The organism is Flavihumibacter sp. (genome assembly GCF_036676075.1).
Taxonomy (GTDB): Bacteria; Bacteroidota; Bacteroidia; order Chitinophagales; family Chitinophagaceae; genus Flavihumibacter.
On record NZ_JAKFDQ010000006.1, the window covers coordinates 147,645 to 162,338 of the forward strand.

The following is a 14,694-nucleotide window of genomic DNA, read 5'->3' on the forward strand; positions in this document are numbered from 1 at the left end:
GTGTGGTATGTTAAAAGCTGACTGCGAATATAGTCAGTTTAGATAATCAATACTCTTGCCAAAATCTTAAAACGCTTGCATATTATCCTACTTTTACAGGTCTATGATTCCCGGCCTCCGAAATCTCTTATTATTCCTTCTCTTGCTGGCTTCCTGTGCGGTTCAGGCGCAAAGGAGCTATTCAGCCCATTCCGTCCTTGCTTCCGGCAAATGGTTCCAGCTTGGAATTCCTGAAACTGGGGTTTACCGGCTGAACGCGGGTCAGATTGTTCAGATGGGATTCACTATCCCTCTTCCTTCCCGGGAAATCAGGCTCTATGGTAACAGGATCCAGCTGGCTGGAGAAGCTAATAACAGCGATTATGCGGATGACTTGCAGGAGATGGCCATCCTGGTGAATGATGGGGGAGATGGCAGCTTTGATGCGGCAGATCATCTCCTTTTTTATGCTAAAGGCCCTCATCCATGGGAGCGGGATACAGTTTTGAGAACATTCAATCGACGCACCAATATATATAGTTATACAGCCTATGTTTACCTCACAATGGGTGGTAACGGGAAACGAATCAATTCCCCTCTCTTACCACAAACGGCTGATCATCAGCTTAATAACTACCAATACCGCTATCATTATGAGAAAGATACCTTCAACCTGCTGAGTAGCGGACAGCAATGGTTTGGTGAGCGTTTTCTGGCTGATGGTATCACCAGCGCCCGTTTCAGCATTCCATTTTCTTCTCCGGTGGCCGGGTCAGAAGTTCATATTATGTCGCAGGTAGCCGCCCGGGCAGTGGGTAGTTCTTCCAGCTTTGCCATAACGCTGGGAGGTCAAAACCTTTTTACACAAACGGTGGCAGCAGTATCATCTTCCAACCTGGATCTGTTTGCCAGGGAAAACCGCCAGGGCGGCACTTTAATATTGCCCGACAATGCTGGAAATAGCCTGGAGATTGTTTACCAGTTCCAGTCGGCCAATTCTTCCGCCATCGGCTGGCTCGATAACTTTTCGGTTCTCGCCACCTGTGAACTCAAAATTGTTGCGGGGCGCCAGTTGGATTTCAGGAGTTGGACCGGCATCGGTAAAGGCCAGACTGCCCGTTACTCGCTTTCTGCATCAGCAGATGCCAGGGTTTGGAGGGTTAGTAATGCCCTGGAACCTGTAGAAATTTCCTTTGTTAGGGCAAATGACAGCCTCCATTTTAATGATCATCATGAAAAGCCCGAAGAATATATTGCTTTCTCCCAGCCAATGGAACCTGTTTTAAAGGGAGTGGTAAATAACCAGGACCTACATGGGGAAGAAATTCCCGAAATGGTGATCATCACCCCACCCCAATTGGAGATAGCCGCCAACAGACTTGCCAATTGGCATCGTCAGCATGATGGACTAAGCTGCCTGGTGGTGAATACAGAGGAGGTATATCATGAGTTTGGGGCCGGGCAACCCAGTCCAACAGCTATAAGGAATTTCCTGAAGATGTTTTATGACAGGGCAGGAGCCGATACAAGTCGCTCACCCCGGTTCCTGCTGTTGTTTGGAGATGCTAACTATGATTTTAAAGGTAAGCAGGGAGGACGCAATGGGGTGCCATCTTACCAGAGCAGCTTTTCACTCGACCCGCTCTCCAGTTATGTGAGTGATGATTATTTCGGATTTCTCGACGACCACGAGGATATAAACTCCGGGCTGATCACCAATTTATTAGACCTCTCAATTGGCCGCATCCCGGTTTCTGACCTTCAATCGGCTAATCATTATATTGATAAGATCATTGCCTATCATGATCCTGCGGTTATGGGCGAATGGCGAAATGAGCTCTTGCTGATCGCCGATGACGAAGACAATAATCTCCACCTGCAGGATGCCGAAGACATTGCCGGCGTAGCGCTTGCTACCAACCCGGGCATACTGCAACAGAAGGTTTATCTCGATGCCTTTCCCCAGCAGAGTGATGCGGGAGGAAGCAGGTATCCCGCGGTAAACCAGGAACTGGCGGAAAGGATGCAGAAGGGGGTATTGATCTGGAATTATAGTGGTCATGGTGGCTTCAGGCGACTGGCAGAAGAGGTTGTTTTGGACAGGGATATTGTGGATGGCTGGGAGCAGGGTGGAAAGCTGCCTTTGTTTATAACGGCTACCTGCGATTTTGCTCCCTTTGACAATCCGGCCATAAATTCACTGGGTGAATACCTGCTCCTGAAGCCGGTGGGCGGTGCCATTGCACTGATGACAACAACGCGACTGGTCTTCGCCTTCAGCAACCGGATCATGAATCGGAATTATCTGCAGGCAGCCCTGGAACCTCAGCCAGGCGGTCATTTCAGATCTCTGGGCCAGGCGGTGATGGCCGCCAAGAATAGAACCTACCAAACCTCGGGTGATATCTTTAATAACAGGAAATTTCTGCTGTTGGGAGATCCGGCCATGACACTGGCCTTCCCCCGCCACCAGGTAATAACGACCCATGTAAAAGGGAAGCCGGTTGGATCAGGGACTGATACCCTTAAAGCCCTTCAGGAAGTAAAAGTGGAGGGAATTGTCAGTGATGGAAATGGACAGATCCTGAATGGGTTCAACGGCACTGTTTTTCCCCAGGTGCTCGACAGGCCCTATGAAATCAAAACGCTGGGTAATGATCCCGGCAGTCCGGTACAGACTTTTGAGGTGCAGGATCGCTCTATTTTCAGGGGCAAGGCCACTGTTATTAATGGAAAATTCAGCTTCAGTTTCCTGGTTCCGAAGGATATCAATTATCCTGTTGGTTCTGTGCGCGTCAGCTATTATGCGATGAGTGAGGCTGAAGATGCAAGGGGATCTTACTCAAATATGTTGATAGCAGGTTCGGTGATACCTCCTTCAGATAAGGAAGGTCCGGCAATCAGGATTTGGCTGAATGACAGCAGTTTTCGGGATGGAGCAACCGTGGGGGCATCGTCCTTATTGATGGTTTCACTGGCCGACAGTTCAGGTATCAATGTGCTGGGTAATGGGATTGGACATGATATCTCCCTTATCATAAATAATGATCCTGCTTCTGAAATCATACTCAACAGGTTTTTTGAGGCTGACGCAGATACTTATAAGTCTGGCAAACTATTTTACCGATTACCAGAATTGCCTGAGGGGAGTTATAGCCTCAGGATCAAGGCATGGGACCTGCTCAATAATAGTTCGGAGAAAACAATCAGTTTTAAGGTAAGGGATGAGCTGTTGGTTGAGGCGCTGGGAATATGGCCTAATCCATCTTCGGGGGCTGTGCGTTTTGCAATAAGTACAAATCGGCAAAATGGTTCTTTACAGGCAGAAATGGATATTTTCTCCATTAATGGACAGCTTCTGAAAAAAATAAACGGTACAATAATTGTCAGTGCAAATCGTTCCTACATGGACTGGAACGGAGCAGATCAACAGGGAAAACGGCTTGCGCCGGGCATTTATGTATGTCGGCTTCGTGTGAGGACAGCTAATGGAAAAGAGGCCGTGGCAGTAAGTAAGCTGCTCCGGTTTTGATATGGTAAATATAATTATTACTTTAGCCGCTTATAGAGAAAAATTTACCCTAAGATTTTATTGAAACGACCAGGCATCCCTGAACCGATCAGAGGGTAAATACCTTTTTGTCTACGGGCATTTCCCGGGCGTTTCATGTGTATCACTAAAAGAAAGAACAATCACATGAAACAAAAGCTTCTACACTTATCGATGGCGCTGGCACTGGCCGGGGTCACTGTATCTGAGGCCTTTTCGCAGACCGAACCAATCAACGTAGTTACAACCGCCGTTCCTTTTTTGAGAATATCGCCCGATGCGCGTGCAGGAGGGATGGGTGAAACAGGTATTGCTACCAATGCCGATGTTAACAGCCCATTCTGGAACCTTGCTAAAACGCCGTTCAATACCAGCGATATGCAGGTTTCGCTAACCTATACACCATGGTTGAAGCGACTCGGTTTGAATGATGTATACATGGCTTCTTTGAGTGCCTATAGAAAGATCGATGACCTCCAGGCGGTATCTACTTCTATGCGATATTTCAACCTGGGTAATATACAGTTCACGGATAATCTTGGAAATGAATTTGGTTCTTTCCGCCCAAGGGAATTTGGAATTGACCTCGGATATTCACGTAAGCTTTCTGACCAGATCGGTATGGGTATCGCCCTTCGCTATATCTATTCTAACCTGGCTGGCGGACAGAATGTGAATGGAACAACTTATAAGGCGGGCAACGCGGTTGCCGGTGACCTTAGTTTTTATTACAATGGCCAGGATGAAGCAGGAAGCGGCTGGAGTGCAGGCGCCACGCTGACGAACCTGGGTTCCAAAATTGGTTATACTACTGATGCAACACAGAAAGATTTTATTCCCGCCAACCTTGGTCTTGGAGGTGCTTACACCAAAGTATTTGATGAAAGCAACAAAATGACCTTTGCACTCGATCTCAATAAACTCATGGTTCCAACTCCGCCTTCAGTGGGTGATTCAGCCGGACTGGTTGATTATCGTCAGAAGTCGGTAGTGAGCAGTTGGTTCAGCTCTTTCGGTGATGCACCGGGTGGCGGTGGCGAAGAGCTCAGGGAGTTTACTGTATCAACAGGTATTGAATATTGGTACCAGGAACAGTTTGCTTTACGTGCAGGATATTTTTATGAGGATAAAACAAAAGGTAACCGGAAATATTTCACCGTGGGTGCCGGTATACGTTATAATGTATTTGGCCTCAACCTCTCTTATATTGTACCCTCGGGTAGCGGTGTGAACCAGAACCCGCTTTCCAACACGCTCCGGTTCAGTCTGATCTTTGACCTCAGCGGCGATGCAGCCGGTGGCGGCCTCTCTGAAGAATAAGTTTAACGATGAAAATAGACAAACGTCCTGCATCTTTGCGGGACGTTTGCATTTAATATACCCGTCTGACGCCTGTCCTGACAGGCGTCAGACGGGTTAAAAAAAAACTATGTACAGAATCGGATTTGGAATTGATTTTCACCAGTTGGCGGAAGGCCGTGAACTCGTGATCGGAGGCATAAAGATTCCCCACCATAAAGGATCGCTGGGTCATAGTGATGCCGATGTGCTGTTGCATGCCATTTGTGATGGCATGCTCGGGGCGCTGAGCCTGGGAGACATAGGCATGCATTTCCCTAATACTGACCCTGCCTACAAGGATATCGATAGCAAAATTCTCCTGGAGAAATGCTTTGGGCTAATTCGTGAACGGGGGTATTCCATCGTGAATATTGATAGCTCACTATGCCTGGAAGCACCCAAGATCATGAAGTATTCATTACAGATGCGGGAGACCATTGCTTCCATCTTGCACATCGGGCAGGAAGATATTTCGATAAAAGCAACCACCACCGAAACCATGGGGTTTGTTGGTCGCGAAGAAGGATTGGTTGCCTATGCTACTGTATTGCTTGTAAAGAATGGAGATCAATAACACAAGGAAATATGCTTATCAGAATCGTTAATGAATCATCACATCCCTTGCCCGCCTATGCCACATCAGGTTCATCCGGGATGGACCTCAGGGCAGAGCTGAAAGAAGTATTGACTATTGAACCGTTGCAGAGAACCCTGGTGCCGACCGGTTTGTTTATTGAAATTCCGGAGGGCTACGAAGCGCAGATAAGACCCCGCAGCGGATTGGCAATTAAGCAGGGCATCACCTGTTTGAATAGTCCCGGCACGATAGATGCGGATTATCGTGGAGAAATAAAAGTTATCCTGATCAATCTTTCGCAGGAAACGCAAGTCATATATCCCGGCGACCGGATCGCACAGATGGTAGTGCAGAAAGTGGAACGTGTGGAATGGGAGCAGGTTGACTCACTGACAACAACTACCCGCGATGCAGGTGGATTTGGTCATACAGGAAAATCATAGCGCATGAAGAGTATTGTATATATGGTAACGGCACTGGTCTTATTAATGTCAGCAGCATGCCGCACAACAAAAAAGATCAACACTGTCATCAGTAAAAAAGATACTGCCTCTACTGTTCTGGCTGATGCCCATGCCGATTCGGTTCGTTATATCAATGAGGTTTTTCGTTCGGTGGAAAAGAATAAGGTTGACTTCAATACTTTTTCCGGAAAGATGAAGGTGGAGTACTGGGACAAGGATGGCAAGGGGCCCGAGCTCACCGTTTTTGTGCGTATGAAAAAAGACAGCGTGATCTGGCTAAGTATCAACGCCACCGTTTTCAGTTATGAAGCATTCAGGCTGATGATCACACCCGATAGTGTGAAATTGCTGAATAAAAAAGATAAGGTGGTGCAATACAGATCGGTTGAGTACCTGGAGGAGATCGCACAGTTGCCATTTGATTTCAATACGATGCAGGATCTTATCATCGGGAATCCGGTATTTCTTGACAGTAATATTGTTTCTTACAAGAACAGCGGATCATCGATCACCCTTACCAGTGTGGGGAATTTCTTTAAGAACCTCATGACCATTAATAAAGAAAATTTCCTGCTTGAGCATGTAAAACTGGATGATATCAATCCGAAAAGGAGTCGAACAAGTGAATTGAATTATAGTGGATATGCACCTACAGAAGGAAATCCATTTGCCACGGTAAGAAAGATCGTGCTTGCGGAAAAGAACAGGCTCGAAGTTCAGATGGAGTTCAAACAGTTCATCTTTAACGAAAGTTTAAACTATCCTTTCGCAGTTCCGAAAAATTATAGCGTTCAGTAAAACCTAAGGGTTTTATATTTGAAACATTCCGTCATCAATTGAATCTGCATGATAAAAAAAATCCTTCTCCTCTTCATTGTAATGGTTTCCATTTGTGGTGCCTATGCCCAGAGCCAAAGCAGTGCGGATCTGAAGAAAAAGCAGGCTGAGATCCAGCGCGAGATCGATGCCCTGCGAAAGCAATTGGATGAAACAAAAAAGTATAAGCGACAGAGCCTGTCTGCCCTCAATATTGTTCAAAAGAAAATAAGGTTGCGTGAGGCCCAGATCCGAAATGTGAACCAGCAGATCAATCTTATCCAGGGCAATATCAATTCGCACTGGCGTGATATTGTGAAGCTCCGCAGTGAATTAGACACCCTACGACTTCAGTATGAAAAGAGTGTTGTTTATGCGTATAAGAACCGGAGCAATTATGATTTTGTGAATTTCATATTTTCTGCAGGCAGTTTTAATGATGCATTGAAACGCGTATCCTATCTCAAATCATACCGTGCCTATCGTGAACAGCAGGCTGTAAATATTAAGAACACGCAAACACAACTTGAACAGAAGATCGCCAATCTCAATCAGAGCAAACAGCAGAAAAGCTCTGCACTGGAAGAGCAGAACAAACAATTCCAGGTATTGCAGGAGGAGAGAAAGGAGAAGGATGCTGTAGTGAGTAAGATAAAGGGACAGGAAAAGGAATTACTCAAAGACATGGCCGCCAAGCGTAAGCAGGATAATGCCCTGAAAAATGCTCTCAGGGCCGCGATCAGGCGTGAAGTGGATGCAGAAAGAAAACGTGTAGCTGCTATTGAGAAAGAGAGAAAAGCTAAAGAAGATGCGGCACGTAAGGCTGCTGCCGCAACAGCTAAGAAAGAAGCAGATGATGCAGCCAAATCGGGAACAGTAGTTGCAAAGCCCGTGACTCCGGTTGAAAAACCAGCTGAGAAACCAGCTGCAACTAAACCATTGAGCGTTTTCGATAATCGTGATGAAGTCAAGCTTGTATCTGATAATTTTGAGAAGAACAAAGGAAGTTTGCCCTGGCCTGTGAATGCAGGAAGGATAGCGATGAAATTTGGCAAACATCGATATGAGGGACTAACGGTTGACTATGATAATCCGGGTATAACCATTGAAGCAGATGCGGGCAGTACCGTGAAAGCAGTATTCGATGGAGAGGTTTCCTATGTGATTTCAGTAGGTCCTGTTCAGGGGGTTATTCTACGCCATGGCAAGTATTTCACCACTTATAGTAATCTCTCTTCCGTTTCGGTAAGCAAAGGACAGCAGATCAAGACAGGCCAGTCAATTGGCCGCCTTGATGAGAAGGATGCGGGCAGGGGAGAGCTTGAATTTCTTATAACAAATGATAAGAACGTAAACCTGAACCCGGAAACCTGGCTTAGATAATAATTATCGCTTATCCCTATTCAGGATTTTTGGGACTTAGCACCAACACTGTTCTGTTGGAAGGTTTCAGCCAATTTGTAAGGGTCTGCCTTATCATGGAAGCATCTACTTTGTTGAATGAAGATTCAATATAGTTGTATTGTGCAGGGTCATCATCGAACAATGCGAAACAGGCAAGCATATCGGAAACTGCAAGTCCGTTTCTTTCTTCTCTCATTTGTTTAAAAGATTCCATTACCCCCCATTTTGCCTGCTCTAGCATCGAATCATTTATTTCCCGTTGAATGCTTCCGATGGCTTGTTCAATTGTTGCTATCAAAGAATCCTTGTGTACAGATGGATCATACACCATATGGGTCATCCATAGCATGGGTCCGTTGTGGGTAAACATATTGCCGAGATAATTTATCCCCCCGTTTACTCTATCGGTATATTTTTTTTGTTCCACCAGCAATTGGTATAACCTGCTATCCTTTCCTTTAACAAGCATCTGGTCTATAAGCCCCATTGCAAAATAATACGGTGAAGTCCTTTCCGGAATTTTATAGGCAACGGAAAGCGCAGGCCGGCGTATAAGCCCATCCGTTATGACTGCCGTTTTTTCCTTAACCTGGATGGGTTCAGAAATATCGGGTTTCTGTGGAAGGGGCTTTTGCCCAATTGAACCAAAATATTTCATGATCCATGATCTTGTGCTGGCGGAATTAAAATTCCCCATTACAACCAGCACAGCATTGTTGGGGATATAATAGCGGTTAAGAAAATTTTGTATATCCTCCACCGAAGCGTTTGATATCAGGTGCGGGTCTCCGAAATAATCGTGTGCATTCTGCCAGTTTTCAAATGCAATCTTCGGCATACGCTGCCAGGGGAAACCGCCATAAGGATGGTTAGTGACAGTGAGTTTATGTTCATCATTCAGGGCATACTTTTGAGAAGTTAGTATCTTTTGGCGTACAGTACTGTTCCGCATACGAAGGGCTTCCTGCTTCAAATATTTTCGCAGCCTATCGGGTGGAAGCACAGCATAAAAACTGGTATGATCATAGCGCGTAGATGCATTGACAATCCCTTTTCTGATTTTATTGGATGCCATCCAGACATGTTCGGCAAGATGGGCAAATCCAGCTTCCCCTCTTTGCTCGAGGCGAAAGCCAATATTGTAAGAGAGGTTCACTGTAACAGGTGAAGGGCTATCAGTTTTCAAAAGAACCACCTTTAGTCCATTGTCTAATTTGAAATATTCAAAACCCAAAGGCTCTAATGTTTGGGCATATAAAGAAGGAATGGAATTGATACACAACAGTAAGGTCATGATCAACACCATTGAACTAAAGGGCATTCGTACTATTCTTTCAGAGAAAACGATTATATAGTTTTTCGTAAATGGGAACAATATGGTGGATGTCAAAGCGGTCGCTCTGCGCCATTGCATTTGTTTTAAAGCGTTCCAGCATCACATCGTCGCTTAAGAGGTCAATGGCATGCTTACTCATTGCGGCAACATCGCCCACATCGCTGAGGAAGCCGGTTTCGCCATGGATATTAATTTCAGGCAGGCCACCCGCATTGGAACTGATAACCGGAACCCCTGCTGCCATTGCTTCCAGCGCTGCGAGACCAAAGCTCTCATATTCAGAAGTGAGCAGGAAAAGATCAGCGATAGCGAGAATCTCTTCTATCTGTTCTTGTTTTCCTACAAAACGAATATCATCGCAAATGCCAAGGTCGCGGCTTAAGCTTTCTGCGGCTCCGCGTTCGGGTCCATCCCCAACAAACAGAAGTTTACTTGGTACCTCTTTCACTACATTGGCGAAGATGCGTACAACATCCTCTATTCTTTTTATTTTACGAAAATTGGAAGCATGCATCAGGATGCGTTCTCCATTTGGGGCAATAACTTTCCGGAAAGCATCAATTCCCTTTTTACGAAACCTGGATACATCCACGAAGTTGTGGATCACCTCAATATCTTTTTCTATACGAAACCATTTAAAGGTTTCTTCCCGCAGGTTATCAGACACAGCGGTGATGGCATCACTTTCATTTATGGAAAAAGTTACCACGGGAGCATAGGTCTTATCTCTCCCTACCAGTGTTATATCTGTACCATGGAGGGTTGTAATAACGGGGATCGTTTTTCCTGTTTTCAGGAGGATCTGTTTCGCCATATAAGCAGCCGATGCATGTGGGATGGCATAGTGAACATGCAAAAGGTCGAGGTGATTGTTGATGATAACATCCACCATGGTACTGGCTAATGCTGTTTCATACGGTGGATAATCAAAAAGCGGATAGGTAGGCACCCTCACTTCATGATAGAAAATATTCGCATTGAATTCGTTTAACCGTACTGGTTGCTGATAGGTAATGAAATGGACCTGGTGATCTTTTTCTGCGAGTGCTTTGCCCAATTCTGTTGCTAGTACGCCACTGCCTCCGAAGGTGGGATAACATACGATTCCGATGCGCATAATTCAAAAAATTGTTTATGAAGGTACAGGATTAAAATGTTTGCCTAATTTTAAAAAAACATCAACATGAAAGGAATTGTTTGTTTGGTTATGGCATTCATTCTGCAGGCCGGAGTATTTTCAGGAGCTGCCCTGGCGCAATCGGCGTCGTCGGGCAATGCAGAGCCTTCTTTTGATGCCGCGTCAAGAGAAGCTGATTCGGTATTCTTTCGTAAAATGGCCGATGATGTACTTAGTTCTTCTGCGGCCTATGAAAGCCTACGTGACTTGTGCAAAAATGTTGGTGCAAGGCTGGCCGGCTCTCCGGGTATGTATAAAGCGGAAGCCTGGGCGGAGAAGGCCCTGAAGGCTGCGGGTGCTGATAAAGTATGGCTACAGGAATGTATGGCGCCTCACTGGGAGCGTGGAAAAGCGGAAGAGGCTTGGTATACCTATGCAGATGAAAAAGGTAAGCAGCAGAAGGTGAAACTTGATGTACTGGCATTGGGCAATTCAGTGGGTACCGATGCAAAGGGACTAACACTTCCCGCCATATTGATAAACGATTTCAGTGAACTTGAAAAAAGAAAGGATGACGTAAAAGGAAAGATGGTTGTTTTCAATAATATTTTCAATCCAAAGAATCTTGCGGTGGGACAGTCGTACGGCGAGTCAGGCTCTTATCGCAGGAGGGGCCCAAGCGAAGCCGCAAAATATGGTGCGGCTGCAATTATGATCAGGTCGGTAACTGCCAGCGCAAATGATAACCATCCTCATACCGGTACAACATCCTATGATTCTGCCTACCCAAAAATTCCGGCAGCAGCTGTAGGGTTGAAAGACGGCGATAAACTGATTGGTCTGCTGGCATCGGGTAAACCTGTCAGTATTTATTATCGAAGCGATGCCAGAATGTTGCCTGATACCAAAGCGAATAATGTGATCGGTGAGCTTACTGGCTCAGTATTTCCAGAAAAATATATTACTGTGGGTGGGCATCTGGACAGTTGGGATCCTGCTGAAGGCGCCCATGATGATGGTACGGGTTGTGTTCATTCAATTGAGGTATTGCGTGCTTTGAAGGCAATGGGTTACAAGCCTCGTCATACCATCAGGGTAGTTCTTTTCGCCAATGAAGAGAACGGTTTAAGAGGTGGAAATAAATATGCGGCAGAAGCAAAGGCAAAGAATGAAGAGCATTTATTTGCACTGGAAAGTGATGCAGGTGGATTTACACCACGTAGCTTTGGCTTTACACTCGACTGGAAAAGGCTTGCGGCTATACGCCAGTGGCTACCATTGTTTGTTCCCTATGGCGTTTATGAATTCAGGAATGGCGGCGGCGGTGCTGATATCGGTCCCCTGAATCGTCAGCTCGGAACGCCGGTTGCAGGACTAAGTCCTGATGGCTCAAGATATTTCGATCTCCATCATGCGCGTAATGATGTTTTCGAGAACGTTAATAAGCGTGAACTTGACCTGGGTTCACTGAATATGGCCCTTCTTATTTATATGATCGACAAATACGGATTATGATTATTTTCATATCTGAAACAAACTAACTATGGGAAGATTTTTAACTATCATCATCGTCGCAATTTTATTGATCGGCGGGGGCATTTTTTACTGGCGTTATTTCTGGGTTTTCGGAGAAGGCGTAAAATCAGGTGAACTTAACTATGTGGTACGCAAAGGATATATTTTCAAGACCTATGAGGGAAAACTCATCCAGAGCGGATTTAAGGGAGGCATGGCTGGAAGTATACAGTCCTATGAATTTGAGTTCTCTGTGGGCGACAAGAGAATTGCAGAAGAATTGATGACCAATAGCGGGAAAGAATTTGAACTGCATTACAAAGAATATCTTGGCGCACTTCCCTGGCGTGGTAATACCAAATATGTTGTGGACAGTATTCTCTCTATGAAAGGTGATCCGGGCGACAAGCAGATATCACCCAAACAGTGAACGGATAAAATGGTGGGTATCATCCCTGCAAAAGGAATATGGCCGGACGTTTATGGATGTCCGGCTTATTTTTTTGCCAATCATATATGCTCCTTGTAATGATCCATTCTTCAGGACCAGTAATATCTACAGCTATGCATAATCGTGAGTGGGGCCGGCACTCTTTTAAAATTGCCTCAACCAACTGGTTATTACGATAAGGTGTTTCAATAAAAATTTGTGTACAGTTGTTTCGTACCGACTCAGCCTCCAGTTCTTTCAATATTTTATTGCGGGTAGCGCCATCAATGGGGAGATAACCATTGAATTTGAACTGTTGTCCGTTCATACCACTTGCCATCAGGGCAAGCAGTATAGAGCTTGGCCCAACGAGGGGCTTAATAATTGCGCCCATTTCCTGCGCGGTGGCTACCAGTAACTGTCCCGGATCAGCAATGCCAGGGCATCCGGCCTCACTAATGATACCGATCGTTTTTCCCCTTTGTAACTGTTGTCTGAACTGGCTCCTGACCTCTTCTTCTGCCTTATGTATGGTAAACCATTCATACTGGTCTATTATCATTTCACGCCATAACATTTTGAGATATCTCCTCGCGCTGCGTTCATTCTCCACGAAAAATACCTGGCATTGTTTCACTGCGTCAAGCACATAGGGAGGGATCGTTTGCAGATTATTTTCATCAAGAAAGGAGGGGATCATATAAACCGATCCAAGGGCACTACTTGCCATGATCATTTATTTTCTAGTTGACGGAGGCTTAGGGTGGCGGCCACTACCGCATAGGTGGGAGCAAGTATCCATCCCAATATAGGTACTGCATGCATAAGGTAGAACATAAGGCCGTTTCCTATTGCCAATCCCTTATGGTCACTAATGAAGCGGACACTTTCCTGCGGCGACATTTTTCTTCTTTCGCAACTATAATCCATCATCGAAAAACCATAATAATAGCATTCGGTGAATAAGGATAACATCGGGCTAACCCATCCCAGAACTGGTATAAAAGAAAGTATCAGAATTGAGATGGTGTATACAGTTTGCCAGAGCAGGTTTCGTAAGGCCAGCCGGATACCGCGGATAATATCTTTCATAAGTTGAGGAAGGCTGAAAGGGAAATCACGGCCTTCCAGTATTGATTCTGTTTTCTCACTCAGGTAGGCGAAAAGCGGTGAACCGATTATCAGGAAGGCAAACTTGAAGAAAGAAAAATAAAAGAATATCAGGAGTAAACGAACCATGATATTCCCCATTACAAAAAGAAAATTGAGAAAGGGGTTTTTCTGTTCCTGCAGCCAGGTGTCTATTCCGATCAGGTTACTGAGGTAGTTTACAGCTGAATTGCTTGAGCTCAGGAAGAAATACATGCCAACCATGAACAGGATCATATAAAGGATGCCGGGAATGATTATCCATTTCCAGAGATTATGCTGGCGTATAAACTGGTGGGCCTTGAAGTATGATTCAATGGCGATGATGATCTCTTTAAGCAACCGGTATTAGTTTGTGCGCCTAAATTTATTACTTTGACCCTAGACCAACGCATAAATGATGACAAAATTACCGCTCTCTTTTTTTGAGCGCAGCGATGTGGTGCAGATTGCGCGTGAATTGATAGGTAAAATACTTGTAACCTCTATCAACGGTCAACGCACAAGCGGACGCATTGTTGAAACGGAAGCATACAATGGTATCGTGGATAAGGCCTCACATGCATATAGTGGCAGAAGAACCAGCCGAACAGACATCATGTTCAGGGAAGGTGGAACAGCCTATGTGTATCTCTGTTATGGTATCCATCATTTATTTAATGTTGTTACCAATACCATCAATATTCCTCATGCAGTGTTGATAAGGGCTATTGAACCATTGGAAGGGGTGGATATTATGCAGGAGCGATTGCATATACAGAAGGGCTCTCAAAAAGAGTATACACTTGGGCGTGGACCCGGTAAGCTATCTAAGGCCCTTGGTATCAGCACTTCCCATACAGGTACCATTTTACAGGAGTCGATTGCTATCTATGATGATGGCTATACGCCTGCTGAAATTGTAGTGAGTGCGAGGATAGGGGTTGATTATGCCGCCGAGGATGCAGAGCTACCTTACCGGTTCTACCTTGCCGGCACTAAAGCTGTTTCAGGAAAAAAATAAAATGTGCTGAACA

The 14,694-nt window shown here is 45.3% G+C and carries 13 protein-coding genes; 9 read left to right on the plus strand and 4 right to left on the minus strand.

All coding sequences use genetic code 11. The features are described from left to right. Positions 1-103: 103 nt before the first annotated feature. From porU to V6M43_RS00720, 6 genes are all read left to right on the plus strand, one after another. The gene (porU, locus tag V6M43_RS00695; RefSeq protein WP_332732128.1) at positions 104-3,511 is read left to right on the plus strand and encodes a type IX secretion system sortase PorU; all 3,408 of its coding nucleotides are present in this window, start codon (positions 104-106) and stop codon (positions 3,509-3,511) included. 165 nt (positions 3,512-3,676) lie between these two features. Then, positions 3,677-4,849, plus strand: coding sequence for a type IX secretion system outer membrane channel protein PorV (gene porV, locus V6M43_RS00700; protein ID WP_332732129.1), 1,173 nt, complete (start codon positions 3,677-3,679; stop codon positions 4,847-4,849). 109 nt (positions 4,850-4,958) lie between these two features. Further along, a complete protein-coding gene (gene ispF, locus V6M43_RS00705; RefSeq protein ID WP_332732130.1) occupies positions 4,959-5,444 on the plus strand; it encodes a 2-C-methyl-D-erythritol 2,4-cyclodiphosphate synthase in 486 nt (161 codons plus the stop codon). 11 nt (positions 5,445-5,455) lie between these two features. Next, positions 5,456-5,890: a dUTP diphosphatase gene (gene dut / locus V6M43_RS00710; protein WP_332732131.1), complete on the plus strand. Its 435-nt coding sequence runs from the start codon at positions 5,456-5,458 to the stop codon at positions 5,888-5,890. A gap of 3 nt (positions 5,891-5,893) precedes the next feature. Next, entirely contained in the window at positions 5,894-6,709 is an 816-nt protein-coding gene (locus tag V6M43_RS00715; protein ID WP_332732132.1) for a DUF4292 domain-containing protein, read from the plus strand. Between the two features lie 48 nt (positions 6,710-6,757). After that, positions 6,758-8,110 (plus strand): murein hydrolase activator EnvC family protein, encoded by a 1,353-nt coding sequence (locus tag V6M43_RS00720; protein WP_332732133.1) that lies wholly within the window; start codon positions 6,758-6,760, stop codon positions 8,108-8,110. A 16-nt stretch (positions 8,111-8,126) separates the two neighbouring features. On the opposite strand, the gene V6M43_RS00725 is transcribed toward V6M43_RS00720, so the two are convergent. Both V6M43_RS00725 and bshA read right to left on the minus strand, forming a co-directional pair. Continuing rightward, a complete protein-coding gene (locus V6M43_RS00725) occupies positions 8,127-9,452 on the minus strand; it encodes a M16 family metallopeptidase (RefSeq protein ID WP_332732134.1) in 1,326 nt (441 codons plus the stop codon). 13 nt (positions 9,453-9,465) lie between these two features. Beyond that, positions 9,466-10,584, minus strand: a complete 1,119-nt coding sequence (gene bshA / locus V6M43_RS00730) for an N-acetyl-alpha-D-glucosaminyl L-malate synthase BshA (RefSeq protein WP_332732135.1) — start codon at positions 10,582-10,584, stop codon at positions 9,466-9,468. 66 nt (positions 10,585-10,650) lie between these two features. Between bshA and V6M43_RS00735 the strand changes: the two genes are divergently transcribed. Next, complete coding sequence (locus tag V6M43_RS00735; RefSeq protein ID WP_332732136.1) at positions 10,651-12,099, plus strand: M20/M25/M40 family metallo-hydrolase; 1,449 nt, start codon at positions 10,651-10,653, stop codon at positions 12,097-12,099. A gap of 28 nt (positions 12,100-12,127) precedes the next feature. Further along, positions 12,128-12,529, plus strand: coding sequence for a hypothetical protein (locus V6M43_RS00740; RefSeq protein WP_332732137.1), 402 nt, complete (start codon positions 12,128-12,130; stop codon positions 12,527-12,529). Positions 12,530-12,548: 19 nt separating this feature from the next. Here the strand turns inward: V6M43_RS00740 and V6M43_RS00745 are convergent, their stop codons facing one another. Both V6M43_RS00745 and V6M43_RS00750 read right to left on the minus strand, forming a co-directional pair. Further along, on the minus strand, positions 12,549-13,259 hold the full coding sequence (locus V6M43_RS00745; RefSeq protein ID WP_332732138.1) for an SAM-dependent methyltransferase: 711 nt from the start codon (positions 13,257-13,259) through the stop codon (positions 12,549-12,551). A gap of 2 nt (positions 13,260-13,261) precedes the next feature. Then, positions 13,262-14,020 carry an EI24 domain-containing protein gene (locus V6M43_RS00750; protein ID WP_332732139.1) on the minus strand — a complete coding sequence of 253 codons (759 nt, stop codon included), beginning with the start codon at positions 14,018-14,020 and terminating at the stop codon, positions 13,262-13,264. 58 nt (positions 14,021-14,078) lie between these two features. Here V6M43_RS00750 and V6M43_RS00755 point away from each other — a divergent pair, with 58 nt between their 5' ends. Further along, positions 14,079-14,681: a DNA-3-methyladenine glycosylase gene (locus tag V6M43_RS00755; protein ID WP_332732140.1), complete on the plus strand. Its 603-nt coding sequence runs from the start codon at positions 14,079-14,081 to the stop codon at positions 14,679-14,681. Positions 14,682-14,694 lie beyond the last annotated feature (13 nt).

Coding starts and splice junctions, on each gene's coding strand:
- porU (WP_332732128.1), top strand. CDS start 104: ATGATTCCCGGCCTCCGAAATCTCTTATTATTCCTTCTCTTGCTGGCT.
- porV (WP_332732129.1), top strand. CDS start 3,677: ATGAAACAAAAGCTTCTACACTTATCGATGGCGCTGGCACTGGCCGGG.
- ispF (WP_332732130.1), top strand. CDS start 4,959: ATGTACAGAATCGGATTTGGAATTGATTTTCACCAGTTGGCGGAAGGC.
- dut (WP_332732131.1), top strand. CDS start 5,456: ATGCTTATCAGAATCGTTAATGAATCATCACATCCCTTGCCCGCCTAT.
- V6M43_RS00715 (WP_332732132.1), top strand. CDS start 5,894: ATGAAGAGTATTGTATATATGGTAACGGCACTGGTCTTATTAATGTCA.
- V6M43_RS00720 (WP_332732133.1), top strand. CDS start 6,758: ATGATAAAAAAAATCCTTCTCCTCTTCATTGTAATGGTTTCCATTTGT.
- V6M43_RS00725 (WP_332732134.1), bottom strand. CDS start 9,452: ATGCCCTTTAGTTCAATGGTGTTGATCATGACCTTACTGTTGTGTATC.
- bshA (WP_332732135.1), bottom strand. CDS start 10,584: ATGCGCATCGGAATCGTATGTTATCCCACCTTCGGAGGCAGTGGCGTA.
- V6M43_RS00735 (WP_332732136.1), top strand. CDS start 10,651: ATGAAAGGAATTGTTTGTTTGGTTATGGCATTCATTCTGCAGGCCGGA.
- V6M43_RS00740 (WP_332732137.1), top strand. CDS start 12,128: ATGGGAAGATTTTTAACTATCATCATCGTCGCAATTTTATTGATCGGC.
- V6M43_RS00745 (WP_332732138.1), bottom strand. CDS start 13,259: ATGGCAAGTAGTGCCCTTGGATCGGTTTATATGATCCCCTCCTTTCTT.
- V6M43_RS00755 (WP_332732140.1), top strand. CDS start 14,079: ATGACAAAATTACCGCTCTCTTTTTTTGAGCGCAGCGATGTGGTGCAG.